This window comes from Hafnia alvei (assembly GCF_900095695.1).
Classification (GTDB): domain Bacteria; phylum Pseudomonadota; class Gammaproteobacteria; order Enterobacterales; family Enterobacteriaceae; genus Hafnia; species Hafnia alvei_B.
In genome coordinates, this window is the sequence record NZ_FMIQ01000014.1 from 1 (window position 1) to 13,035 (window position 13,035).

The window sequence follows — 13,035 nt, forward strand, 5'->3', positions numbered from 1 at the left end:
TTTTATGCCTTTGTTCAACTCGCATACCTTGCTCATATTGGGATTGCTTAACGTCAAGCGTCCACACCACCTCCGCCGTATCGCCTGAAACGTCGCCACAGCACGTCACACTACCGCCGCCGTGAGCAAAGGCGTTCGCCCCCGCGACTCCGTTAACGCTAAAGCCTAAAATCGGCCTATCCAGTTCGCTGTGAATAACCAGCGAAACGCCGCCCGTTGGTGGGCCATAGGTCACCTGCCACGCCGTATACCCCACGTAGCCCACAGCCAAGGCGATTAAGGAACGCCAAAACCAGCGCCCCCATATTTGGTAGCTCCGCGTTAAGGCCGCATCAAATTTTTCAAGCCGGGTGAAGAGTCCCATTATTCTTCTCCATATTTGAGTGCCTGAGAAAGAGCCACTTTATCTTGATGAACACGCTGTAAAGCATTATTCATCTGCTCGGACTCAAGGCCTTTTTTTCCGTACAGGAGATAGCACAGTGCAAAAATTCGCCGATCAGAAGATGTTTGGAGAAAATTCTGGGTTGCCAATTCAAGGGCATGAAACACGCGATCGCGTCGCACACAGCGAGGACAAGAGTGACTTTGAGGAAATTTCTGCCACATTTTTAGTACCACGGTAACTTCTGTATCACCCGTCAATTCAGAGAATAGCGCCTCATCCAAATGAACTATTTTTACCAGAGTGGCATATTTAGCAGACACTGGAGTAAAAGATAGCTGCTGCCATTCAGCTCCACGATGAGGAAACCACCACTGCTTAATTCCGGAGAATAGAGGATAATGCCACGGTAAATCAGAACGCCGAGCTAGTTTTGGTAAAGCAGATGGGTTATAAAAACGAAGCACAGTTCCTTTATTATTCGGCTGCTTTACTACGCATCCATAAGATAGCTGATCAGCTAGCTCCGTAAGAGTCAACGGCGAAAGCAACAAACCAAGAACTCCATCATGTTGAATTAAAACGTCTAGCGAAGGATCGTTATTTGACTCAATTTTTAGCAACCATGGTCCATAAGGAATCAAAGAATAAAGCTCTGGATGAGAATATAACGTTCTTAATGATGCTGAACTCATCTCATTAATTTGTCTAAATACCCTTAAGGGCAAATTTCCACTTTCGAATAGTACAAACCATGATAAGCCATAGTGTTGATGTGTCTGACACTCAGAGAGTATTTTTCTTATAGCACTCATACTGACTCTCCTTGTACCACACTAGCATCTGATTTAATGGCATTTAGTAGACATTCAATACAAAGACTATTCTCTAACTCAGGCCGAGCTTCAACCATAGGCGGTTGGAACTCGGCCTTATTTTTTCCCGGCTGTAAATCCTCAGGCAGCTTACCATCCCAATCAGTCCCTTTTCCCGGACTCCCTTCTCCCATAAATACAATTTCGCTGGTTCGGATCCCACTAGGGTCTAAACAAATAAAGTTACCACCAGCCTTCAACGTTATTTCAGCCCCAGCATCTAAAAATATTTTACTCCCAGTCTTAAGATGAAATTCATCGCCATTAACGATAAGCAGATTTTCTCCTGTTTTTAAATGCATAGTTTGTTCAACATTTAATGAATAGTCTTTTTTTATAAGATCGCGCTTTTCATCTTCTACTCGCAAATGATGTTGCCCAAGCACATGCGATATTTTATCTTTACCAACCCAAAGTATATCTCTATTGAGAACCTCACTCTTCATATCATACTGAGCATGGATATATATTTCCTCTTTCCCTAAATTGTCATCAAAACGTAATTCATTAAATCCATCACCTTTATGCGTTTTCGTTTTAAATGTAGTTCGTGTTTTATCAGCAGGTAAATTTAGCGGAGGGCGGCTTCGCGGGTTATATACACAACCAGTAATGAGAGGTCGGTCTATATCCCCGTCTAAATAAGTGACAATAACTTCATGCCCAATACGGGGGATTGCCATAAACCCAAATCCCCCACCATTCCACCCCTGAGCTACTCTTATCCAGCAACTGGCACGGTCATCGGCGGGGTCATATCGGTTCCAATGAAAGGCAACTTTAACGCAACCATATTCGTTAGTATAAATCTCTTCACCTTTTGGACCGACTACCGTAGCAACTTCAGGGCCATCTGAAAGAGGTTTATAGAAAAACGCCTTTTTCCATTCACAATCTTGCTCAACAAAGCTGATCTCATTACTCAGCGTATTAGCGCCACCGTCACTTTCTTCCTCTGCCGACTGAGGCATAGACCCACGATGCCTCACAGAAATAACCTGCCAACCTGTATTCATGCTCTCTATAGGATGAGAGTTTACGGTAAATATTTTCCCCGGCATCACATTAATGCAGTTGGAAACTGCCTGACCAATCAAACTATTAGATTGAATGGCTTGCATACGATAACGAGTGTTTTCTGTTCCAGAAGCATCGTATTGAAAACGACCATAGCTTTCAAAAATATTAAATCCGGATCTTTTCCCTGCGCCAGATTGTGAGTCTTCATGCCGTAAGCGATATTCAGGATTTAGCCAATTACGATCTTTCTGTATAACTTTGCTTGAGGTACTCATTGCTCTTATAGATATATCGCTAATGACACTTTCTTTGTACGGAAAAATAGGCTCAGGGTTATAAACTAAATCAGGACCTTGCAGGCAGGCTTGATAGCTATCAGCACATACAAGGCTTGCTCCAGACGATTCGTTCTCATCAAACCAATAAATAATACCTTCCTGAGAGGCTAATCGGTTGAAGAATTCCCAGTTAGTTTCTCGTTTCTGTGTGACATATTCATGAGTTGGGTGGGATGTAAAAAACTGTAGCTGACTGCGAACATTATCTTGTTTTAATAAAATAGATAGAATTTGCACAAACGACAGCTGATGAAAAATACGGCTATCTTGGGTAAGAGTCAGCACCCATGCTTCAGGTTTAATGCGTGCGCGCCAATAAGTTCGCCTAACACCTGTTTGACCTCGTTCAAAATGAATGATGATACCCGTTATCTTTCTCTGTAAAACACCACTATTCCAGATTTTTAACGTTGCCGATCTTAATAATTGTGAATTCAGATCTATGTTTTGCTCAAATGAAACAAGCTGTATTTGCAAATCAAATAGTTCAGAGACGGCCTCATCGAAAGTAAAATCAACAACCCTCAGTGAGTCTGATGCCAATCCTTGAATATTAAAAGTAAAGAACATCCCATTTTTAATCATATGAACATCCATTATTCATTAAAATTCTTCGTGACAACCAATGCTTATCGGAAATGACCATAAGCAAGAATCATTACCTGTTATATAAATATCTAACTGTGTAAAACTTGCGGCGGTTACACTGTATGAAATTAACCTATTAATCATTAATGAAAAAATATACATTTCACCCATTGAGAGATACAAACTGTTATCTAAGGTTATTTTTGCACAAGATCCACGTCGAGAATGTCCTAGATACAAACGATCTGAGCTATAAGTTTCTATTTTAGTTATCCCAGATATTTTCCTCAGAGCATCAGAGCGCAAATTAAAATCATTACTTGAGTAAAAAGAGAGTATTTTTAATATTTTTTTAAATTCATCATTTGATTTCAAATGAAAAAAAGAAAATGAGAGTAGAGATATAAGCTCTAAATATAAGCTGTCATTTTCTAGTGGGTAATAAGATGGTGATGGCAGTACTACATTTCGGCATACCACTTCACCGGGTATATGTTCACTTTTATAAACAAGGCATCCGATATCGACACTATCTAATATTTCTTTGGTATTCATGCACTTCAAATGAAGCTGAAAATACTTATCGCCCCAAATACACACCTTTTCACCAAATGAATTATAAAATATTACCTGGTGATTTTTCATTGCAAAACTATGATGTTCAACTTCTATTTTCCAAAAAATAGTTCTTACTGTTCTATCTACAACAGAATAATTATATTTTGATTTTATATTGTTATATTTTATATACTGAGATTTAACTTTACCTTCTATCTTAGATGGAGATAGTTTTGATGTTATTCCAAGTACTGAATGTATCACATTGTTTTTACCCTCAGAATTTATATAATATTTCTTTCCAACCTCACATAATATAGGCTCGTTCGTTCTGTAAAAAATATTTACTGCTGGAGAGCAATGAAGAAGCAAACTTTTTGATTGTAACTTCACAGGAAGTATAGAATCAAATATAATGTTTATATTGAAAAAAATATCTTTACCTACGGTAATATCTATTTCATTCAGAAAAAAGAAATTATTTATTTTAGTTAAAGTAAAATATTCTATAGCCTGCTGAAGAGGCTCTTTAGATGAACTTCCAGTAGCACAAACTGTAGCAGTATTAGCTCCAGTTGTAACACAATTTAAAGGGAGTATTTTTATACTGTCATACTCTGAGGTAATTAACTCAATACGTTTGACATGCTGTTCCAGATAAAAACGTAATTGATCACAACATGCAATAGATTCATCTATAAACACAGGTAATCTAGATAAATGGAGGTTTTTCTTTTTTACATTACCACTCCAATTAAACTTAAGCGCTAGCACAGACCCCTCTTGCTCATCACTCTGGCCTACTTGTTCCAACGTAAGTGGAGTCAATACCAGTGGTGATAGCGTTCTAAATGTACATTCTTCACCATTTATATCACCATAGACCTCCACATCAGCCGGAATTGAAATGCCTTCAAGGCCTTTTGGTGCTGAAAATTGAATAAGTGTTGTAGAAGGGAATGGGTATAACGATTCTGGCCAAACACTATCGAGTAGATCACGTGTCATTTCGGGAAAGGAGTCACTAATCTTAGACTCTAGACCAGCAAACAAAAAAGCCGCACCTTCCAGCAACTTTTCAACATCTTGATCAATAGCATTTTCTGAAAGAAATGGCTCAAGGGCTGGTCTATTTTTTGCAATCAAGCGACCTAGTTCTTTTAGATAGCTATATTCATAACGAAATTTATCCTCGAATGCCATACGCAGCTCCAAACAGAAAAACCAATATTCACTAAAAATCAAGGCACATTCCACTTAATAATAAATTAAATAGAAAGCAACTAAGTTAGCTCATTTAGTAACAGAACATTTGCGCCGCATCAAATTGTTCTAGCAGTCTAAAAAAATGCATATTAATTCTGCTGCTCCATCAATGAGTATCTCATCGTCGCTGATGTATTAAGTACAAATCAATATAATGAGCAGTTAAGGAAACTTAATAATTCATGTTATTACAGTCTCTGGTTATTCCGATGGTTATCTGAATAATATGCCAACACTTATTGCTAATATCTAATATTGAACAATGGAAACAGTTTATCAAAAGGACACTGATATGAATAAGATAAAAACAAATAAAAACAGACACATCAAGAAAGACTACGAAATTATTATTTTAATTACTTTCTTCATTTTATTTATTTTTTATATATCGTGGGCATCCAGAATTTCAAACAATACCATTCTTATAAAATCAGATTCTGAAGCTAAACTGTCTTTAATTGTCATCGGCATTATGGCTACAGCAGCAACAATCGGCGCCGCAAGACTGACGTCTGCACCTCGTACCAGAAATGACTGTATTTTTATCTCAAGTATGTTTATCGCTGGCGGGTTGGTCGGGCTAACCTTATCGCTGAATGCGTTTGATGCTTACGTTTATCTATTTCCAGATAAAACAATTTATTATATCAGCGAGTATGATGTTTCTATTCCCGGTCCTTACCGGGGGAGGTATCGTTGCGAGGCTGGTCTGCGGTTGAAAGACATTCATACTTCACGCTGGATTGAACTTTGTACTTCAAAAGAAGAACTGAAAATCGGTAATAAACGACAACAAGGCATGGATGCCGTGTGGGTCACGGCGCGAGTTAATCACGTGGGCAGTTATATTGTTGATTACCAATTTATTTTCAAATAACCACTACAGTTTCCGCACTGCGAGTGCCATTTATGTAGAGATTGATCAAGCATTCTCCTCCCTGACTACACTCCATTAACCATCCTCTTACCGCCTGCAAACAACGCTTGTTGCATTAAGAAAAATGACCTCGCTCTCGGTTTGTATAACGTTTCTACCGAAAATAAAAATCTTTGCGCTATGTCAAACTACTGCGCTTTAACTTAAATCAAATACCATATATAGTGTGTCCCACTTTAGAACATACCCATATGTAGTAGTTATCCACAAAACATCCACAAGACTGCGTCAAGCCTTATGGCACGCGGATTGTGGCTGTGGATAACATGCAAAAGGGGAAAAGGAGCGACGCGGTGAAACCAATAGTGATTAAACGGGACGGTTGTCAGGTACCATTTGACGAACAGCGAATCAAGGAAGCTGTGGTGCGTGCTGCCCGAGCGGCAGGCGTTGATGATACTGATTATTGTGCAACCGTAGCCCGCGTAGTCGCTATGCAGATGGCCGATCTCGAGCGTGTTGATATCCATTTGATTCAAAACGCAGTAGAAAACCAGCTGATGGCAGGCAACTATAAGCAGCTTGCGCGTGCATACATTGAGTATCGTCACGACCGTGACGTATCTCGTGAACAACGTGGCCGTCTTAATCAGGAAATCCGTGGCCTGGTTGAGCAAAGCAATGCCGCTTTGCTGAACGAAAACGCTAACAAAGACAGTAAAGTCATCCCAACCCAGCGCGATCTGTTGGCGGGTATCGTGGCAAAACACTACGCGACACAGCACATTCTGCCGCGTGACGTGGTGCTAGCGCACGAACGTGGTGAAATTCACTACCACGATCTGGATTACTCTCCGTTCTTCCCAATGTTTAACTGCATGCTGATCGACCTTAAAGGCATGCTGACTAACGGCTTCAAGATGGGTAACGCAGAAATAGAGCGTCCTAAATCCATCTCGACCGCAACAGCCGTAACCGCACAAATTATCGCTCAGGTTGCTAGCCATATTTATGGCGGCACCACGATTAACCGTATAGATGAAGTTCTGGCGCCGTTTGTTACCTCAAGCTTCGAAAAACATCGTAAGACCGCTGACGAATGGAACATTCCAGACGCAGAAGGCTACGCAAAAACCCGCACCGAAAAAGAGTGCTACGACGCATTCCAATCTTTGGAATATGAAGTCAACACGCTGCATACCGCTAACGGTCAAACCCCGTTTGTAACCTTTGGTTTTGGCTTAGGAACCAGCTGGGAATCCCGTCTTATCCAGCAATCTATCCTGAAAAACCGCATCGCAGGCTTGGGCAAAAACCGTAAAACCGCCGTATTCCCTAAACTGGTCTTCGCCATTCGCGATGGTTTAAACCACAAATTCGGCGACGCTAACTACGATATCAAACAGTTGGCGCTAGAGTGTGCCAGCAAGCGTATGTACCCAGATATTCTGAACTATGATCAAGTGGTTAAGGTTACCGGCTCGTTCAAAACACCAATGGGCTGCCGCAGCTTCTTGGGTGTGTATGAAGAAAATGGCGAGATGATCCATGAAGGGCGTAACAACCTCGGCGTCATTAGCCTAAACCTGCCGCGTATCGCTTTAGAAGCCAAAGGTGACGAAGCCGCATTTTGGAAATTGCTGGATGAACGTTTAGAGCTTTCTAAGAAAGCGCTGATGACACGTATTGCTCGTCTGGAAGGCATCAAAGCACGCGTTGCACCAATCCTCTATATGGAAGGTGCCTGTGGTGTTCGCTTGAAAGCCGACGACAATATTGCTGATATTTTCAAAAATGGACGTGCGTCAATTTCACTGGGCTACATCGGTATTCATGAAACGATGAATGCGCTGTTCGGCAACCAAACTCACGTCTTCGACGATGAAACCCTGCGTGCGAAAGCCGTGGCGATTGTTGCACGTTTACAGCAGGCAACCGACAGCTGGAAAGAAGAAACCGGCTACGGCTTCAGCCTGTACAGTACACCAAGTGAAAACCTGTGTGACCGTTTCTGCCGTTTGGATACCGCTGAATTTGGCGTTGTACCGGGCGTAACCGATAAAGGTTATTACACCAACAGTTTCCACTTGGACGTTGAGAAAAAAGTTAACCCGTACGACAAGCTGGATTTTGAAGCGCCATACCCACCATTGGCGAGCGGTGGCTTTATTTGCTACGGCGAATATCCAAACCTACAGCACAACTTGAAAGCGCTCGAAGACGTCTGGGATTATAGCTATAGCCGTGTCCCATACTACGGAACCAATACGCCGATTGATGAGTGTTACGAGTGCGGCTTCACCGGTGAGTTTGAGTGTACGAGTAAAGGCTTTACCTGCCCGAAATGTGGTAATCACGATTCGGCTAAGGTCTCCGTAATCCGCCGCGTATGTGGCTATCTGGGTAGCCCTGATGCACGTCCGTTCAACGCCGGTAAGCAAGAAGAAGTGAAACGCCGCGTTAAGCATTTGAACAACGGGCAGATTGGTTAATATCGTTAACTTACTGAACAGGTTGCACTTTAAGCTTGTTCAGTAGGCGTTATTGTCGCAGCCAATTTGGATACGGCCAGCGCGGAAGAACCGGAGCGTACACGTAGTACGTGAGGATTCTGAGCACTGCCCGTATCCAAAGTGGCAAGTAAAATAGCCTAATGGGCAAGCTTTCAATGAATTTCCATCAATATTACCCCGTAGACGTCGTCAACGGGCCGGGTACACGCTGCACGTTATTCGTTGCCGGTTGTGTGCATGAATGCCCCGGTTGCTATAACAAAAGCACATGGCGACTCAATTCAGGCATGCCGTTTACGCAAGAAATGGAAGATCAGATTATTGCCGATCTGAATGACACACGCATTCCGCGTCAGGGTTTATCCCTTTCCGGTGGCGATCCGCTGCATCCGCAAAATGTGCCGTTTATTCTAAAGCTAGTGCAACGCGTGCGTGCGGAATGTGAAGGCAAAGATATCTGGGTTTGGACAGGCTATAAGCTAGACGAACTCACTGATGCACAGCGTCAAGTGGTGGATTTGATCAACGTACTCATCGACGGAAAATTTGTACAAGACCTCAAGGATCCGATGCTCATCTGGCGCGGCAGTGCGAATCAGGTTATTCACAAGCTGCGCTGATCGCGTCATTTCAGCCGCTCATCAAAAGCATGCGGGACTTCAGCCACCGCGCTTAGATAGCGTTCAAATTTTGGATGCTGCGGATTCAACAGCAGATTATTTTCCTGTGGCACAATCACCGAAGGCACCCGTAGTCCTACGGATACCTTCGATGCTATCCACTGTGAACCCATATCGGCGGTTACCGGCGAGATCTCATCCTGACGCCAGTGAGCAGGCAATACGCTGACGTCCAGCGAGCTAATATCGCGGTCATCAATTTCTATCGAAAAAAGCGAGTAAAACTCGGTTAGCCGCGCGCTTTCGAGGTGAACCAAACATTCCAGCATTGCAAGCGAGATAGAACTGGCCAGATACACCATTGGGCTACCCATGCGGTTCCAGCGCCCGCCAAACTGTTTTGCGCCCTGCCCCGTAAATGCGCTGTTGGCAAATTTGGTTTTAACAATGCGATAGCCCATCATGAGAATACACCGTGCTCCAAGCGCCCAATCAGGTTCAATACCGCAATAGCTCCACTCTCCGTGCTGATAAGACTCGCGGGGGCAGTCTGCCCCAAAGCACGCACAGGATGTGTTAGCCAGTGGATTGCCTGCTCTTTATCATCCTCAAAAAGTGCAATCGCCGCGTTCATCACCCGCACCAAACGAGCAATGCTTTCACTCTGCTCGGGCGATAACGTTTTAGGCCCATTCTTTCTACGAGAAACCTGACGACCGCTGATCCCCGCGATCTGGACGATATCGGCCTTATTAATCCCCGTCCATTGGTGAATATTTTCAATCACGTCAGTAGGTAATCCCTGTTTAAGCAACTCAAGCAACTGAATACTACCTTCTGGTGGAAAACTCACTACGCGCCAAAGTGTGCTTTCATCCCGCTGCTGAGTTGGTGTGAACATACGCATACTTGCCTCCTGCCACTTAGCCATACGTCTATGCTTAATATAGACCTATGACCCACAGTCGACAATCCTATCGTGCAAATAACAACCACGCATCGTGTTATATAAAAATGCTCAACGCATGTCTTCATGAGTTTTCAATGCGTTGCCAAAACTGTATTACGCTGTCCAGAATGCGCTGTAGGACACGGCTCAATTACACGCTTTGTGCAATCTGCTTCGCATCCCTCCTTTTTACGGCTGTCATCCTAACGCCTTCAACTATTCATATTTCTGCAACATATAAATAACCATTTTGTCATTTTCAATCGGCACCATGAGCGCAACTTAATTTTGACCACCTCACTAAAGAGGGTTACGCCATGTCGATTATTCGAGTTAAGAACCTCAGTAAAACATTCGCCGGTCAGCAGGCGCTGCACAGCGTTGGCATGGAGATTCAACAAGGGCAGATGGTGGCTTTGCTCGGCCCTTCTGGCTCAGGCAAATCTACGCTGCTTCGCCATCTAAGCGGGCTTATCACCGGCGACCGTCATAATGATTCCCACATCGAATTATTAGGCCGCACCATTCAAAAGCAGGGGCGTCTCGCGGCAGATATTCGCCGTAGCCGCAGCGATATTGGCTATATCTTTCAGCAGTTCAATTTAGTCAATCGCCTGACGGTTCTCGAAAACGTGCTGATTGGCGCGCTAGGCGCAACGCCATTTTGGCGCACCTGTTGCGGTTGGTTCACTCAAGAACAAAAACAGCAGGCCATGCAGGCTCTCACTCGCGTGAGCATGGCCTCCTTCGCCCACCAGCGGGTATCCACGCTTTCCGGTGGCCAGCAGCAGCGCGTTGCCATTGCGCGTGCGCTGATGCAAAAAGCCAAAGTGATTCTCGCCGATGAACCCATTGCGTCACTGGATCCTGAATCCGCCCGCATCGTGATGGAAACCCTGCTCGATATTAATCAAAAGGACGGCATCACCGTGGTGGTCACTCTGCATCAGGTGGATTACGCCCTGCGCTATTGCCAGCGCGTCATCGCGCTGCGTCAGGGGCATGTTTTCTACGACGGTGAAAGCGCGCACTTAGCACGCGAGCAAATTGAACATCTCTATCGCGGCGTAAACCGCGTCAATGTTTCTAGCCCTGAAACCGAAGCCGTTGCGGCTTAATTCGAACCTTCAACATGCTCATAGGGAGTCATCACATGACTTACAAAACGGTAGCCGCGCTGGCTTTCACCAGCATGTTCAGCGTCTGTACCCTGCTTGGCACAGCACACGCTGAAGAACAGGCTCCGGCGCTCAACTTCGGCATTATTTCGACGGAATCCCAACAAAACCTAAAACCGCAGTGGGACCCATTCCTCAAGGATATGGAGAAAAAACTGGGCATGAAGGTGAATGCCTTCTTCGCCCCAGACTATGCGGGCATCATCCAAGGAATGCGCTTTAACAAAGTCGATATCGCGTGGTACGGCAACCTCTCAGCAATGGAAGCCGTCGATCGTGCCAACGGGCAAGTCTTTGCACAAACCGTGGCCGCAGATGGTTCACCAGGCTACTGGAGCGTACTGATCGTGAATAAAGACAGCCCGATCAATAACGTTCAAGACATGCTGGCCAAGAAGAAAGATCTTACCTTCGGCAACGGCGATCCCAACTCTACCTCCGGTTATTTAGTCCCTGGTTATTACGTTTTTGCCAAGAACAATACCGCCGCCAGCGACTTTAAACGCACCGTTAACGCCAACCACGAAACCAATGCGCTCGCCGTAGCGAACAAGCAGGTGGATGTGGCGACCAACAATACCGAAAACCTCGATCGTCTGAAGATCACGGCACCGGAGAAATTCAAAGATCTGAAAGTGATCTGGAAATCACCGTTGATCCCTGGCGACCCGATCGTGTGGCGTAAAAACCTGTCAGAAGATGCCAAACAAAAGATCTACGGCTTCTTTATGAATTACGGCAAAACGCCGGAAGAACAACAGGTACTCAAAGGCTTGAGCTGGGCACCGTTCCGCCCATCCAGCGATCTTCAACTAGTCCCTATCCGCCAGCTCTCCCTGTTTAAACAAACTCAGACGATCAAAGCCAACGAAGGCTTAAGCCCAACCGACAAAGCCACAAAAACCGCGGCGCTACAGGCTCAAATGGACGATATCGATCGTCTGAGCTCGGCGCTAAACGCCATGAACAGTTTGAAAACAGCCACTCAGTAATTTGGCCGTCGCCTCCTAGCTCTGCATACAGAAAAGCTGAGCTAGGAGAAAAGCGACGCCAAATTGGAGATACAGATGCAAACCACTCAATCCACCGCAGCCTTAGTGCCCGAGCAAAAGCGTAGCTGGTTTAGCCTTTTCACCGGCGCCATTCTACTTGCGGTTCTCGCTTGGTCTTGGCACGGCGCGGAAATGGCCCCGCTCACGCTGTTTCGTGATGCTGGCAATATGGCGACCTTTGCCGCTGATTTCTTCCCGCCCGATTTTAGCCAATGGCAGCAATATCTTGGCGAAATGCTGGTAACGCTCCAGATAGCCGTTTGGGGAACCGCGCTTTCTATCGTGCTTTCCATTCCTCTGGGGCTAATGAGCGCTGAAAACCTTGTGCCTTGGTGGATCTACCAACCGACTCGCCGACTGATGGACGCCTGCCGCGCGATTAACGAAATGGTATTCGCCATGCTGTTTGTGGTGGCTGTCGGTCTTGGCCCCTTTGCTGGCGTGCTGGCGTTATTTATTCACACCACCGGCGTTTTGGCGAAGCTGTTTTCTGAAGCCGTCGAAGCCATCGAGCCGGGCCCAATTGAAGGCGTTAAAGCCACTGGTGCCAACAAACTGGAAGAGATCATCTACGGCGTTCTTCCTCAGGTTATGCCGCTGTGGATCTCTTATTCACTCTACCGTTTTGAATCCAACGTTCGCTCCGCCACCGTGGTGGGCATGGTGGGTGCCGGTGGTATCGGCGTCACCCTGTGGGAAGCCATCCGCGGATTTCAGTTCCAGCAAACCTGTGCACTGATGGTGTTCATCATCGTCACGGTCAGCCTGCTGGATTTCATGTCTCAGCGTCTACGCAAGCACTTCATCTGATTAAAG

12 protein-coding genes are annotated in these 13,035 nt (G+C 44.9%); 6 read left to right on the forward strand and 6 right to left on the reverse strand.

Going from position 1 to position 13,035, the window contains the following annotated elements; all coding sequences use genetic code 11:
• From BN1044_RS04665 to BN1044_RS04680, 4 genes are all read right to left on the reverse strand, one after another.
• On the reverse strand, positions 1–364 hold a 364-nt coding region (locus BN1044_RS04665; RefSeq protein WP_072307755.1), incomplete at its 3' end, for a hypothetical protein.
• On the reverse strand, positions 364–1,200 hold the full coding sequence (locus tag BN1044_RS04670) for a DUF4123 domain-containing protein (protein ID WP_081329538.1): 837 nt from the start codon (positions 1,198–1,200) through the stop codon (positions 364–366). The genes BN1044_RS04665 and BN1044_RS04670, both read right to left, overlap by 1 nt.
• On the reverse strand, positions 1,197–3,203 hold the full coding sequence (gene tssI, locus BN1044_RS04675; RefSeq protein ID WP_168780272.1) for a type VI secretion system tip protein TssI/VgrG: 2,007 nt from the start codon (positions 3,201–3,203) through the stop codon (positions 1,197–1,199). Before tssI ends, BN1044_RS04670 begins: the two co-directional genes overlap by 4 nt.
• A gap of 18 nt (positions 3,204–3,221) precedes the next feature.
• Positions 3,222–4,967 (reverse strand): type VI secretion system baseplate subunit TssF, encoded by a 1,746-nt coding sequence (locus tag BN1044_RS04680; RefSeq protein WP_072307757.1) that lies wholly within the window; start codon positions 4,965–4,967, stop codon positions 3,222–3,224.
• Positions 4,968–5,322: 355 nt separating this feature from the next.
• Here BN1044_RS04680 and BN1044_RS04685 point away from each other — a divergent pair, with 355 nt between their 5' ends.
• The 3 genes from BN1044_RS04685 to nrdG all read left to right on the forward strand — a co-directional run bounded on the left by BN1044_RS04685 (position 5,323) and on the right by nrdG (position 9,040).
• Positions 5,323–5,907 carry a hypothetical protein gene (locus BN1044_RS04685; RefSeq protein ID WP_072307758.1) on the forward strand — a complete coding sequence of 195 codons (585 nt, stop codon included), beginning with the start codon at positions 5,323–5,325 and terminating at the stop codon, positions 5,905–5,907.
• 353 nt (positions 5,908–6,260) lie between these two features.
• The gene (gene nrdD, locus BN1044_RS04690; RefSeq protein WP_072307759.1) at positions 6,261–8,399 is read left to right on the forward strand and encodes an anaerobic ribonucleoside-triphosphate reductase; all 2,139 of its coding nucleotides are present in this window, start codon (positions 6,261–6,263) and stop codon (positions 8,397–8,399) included.
• A 176-nt stretch (positions 8,400–8,575) separates the two neighbouring features.
• On the forward strand, positions 8,576–9,040 hold the full coding sequence (gene nrdG / locus BN1044_RS04700) for an anaerobic ribonucleoside-triphosphate reductase-activating protein (RefSeq protein WP_072307898.1): 465 nt from the start codon (positions 8,576–8,578) through the stop codon (positions 9,038–9,040).
• Between the two features lie 5 nt (positions 9,041–9,045).
• Here the strand turns inward: nrdG and BN1044_RS04705 are convergent, their stop codons facing one another.
• Positions 9,046–9,504, reverse strand: coding sequence for an RES family NAD+ phosphorylase (locus BN1044_RS04705; protein ID WP_072307761.1), 459 nt, complete (start codon positions 9,502–9,504; stop codon positions 9,046–9,048).
• A complete protein-coding gene (gene parS, locus BN1044_RS04710; protein WP_040046271.1) occupies positions 9,501–9,947 on the reverse strand; it encodes a type II RES/Xre toxin-antitoxin system antitoxin in 447 nt (148 codons plus the stop codon). Before parS ends, BN1044_RS04705 begins: the two co-directional genes overlap by 4 nt.
• Positions 9,948–10,306: 359 nt before the next feature.
• On the opposite strand from parS, the gene phnC reads away from it, so the two are divergent.
• From phnC to phnE, 3 genes are all read left to right on the forward strand, one after another.
• Positions 10,307–11,107 (forward strand): phosphonate ABC transporter ATP-binding protein, encoded by an 801-nt coding sequence (gene phnC, locus BN1044_RS04715; RefSeq protein ID WP_072307762.1) that lies wholly within the window; start codon positions 10,307–10,309, stop codon positions 11,105–11,107.
• Between the two features lie 35 nt (positions 11,108–11,142).
• On the forward strand, positions 11,143–12,159 hold the full coding sequence (phnD, locus tag BN1044_RS04720) for a phosphonate ABC transporter substrate-binding protein (protein ID WP_072307763.1): 1,017 nt from the start codon (positions 11,143–11,145) through the stop codon (positions 12,157–12,159).
• 75 nt (positions 12,160–12,234) lie between these two features.
• Positions 12,235–13,029, forward strand: a complete 795-nt coding sequence (gene phnE, locus BN1044_RS04725; protein WP_025798923.1) for a phosphonate ABC transporter, permease protein PhnE — start codon at positions 12,235–12,237, stop codon at positions 13,027–13,029.
• The last annotated feature ends 6 nt before the right edge of the window (positions 13,030–13,035 follow it).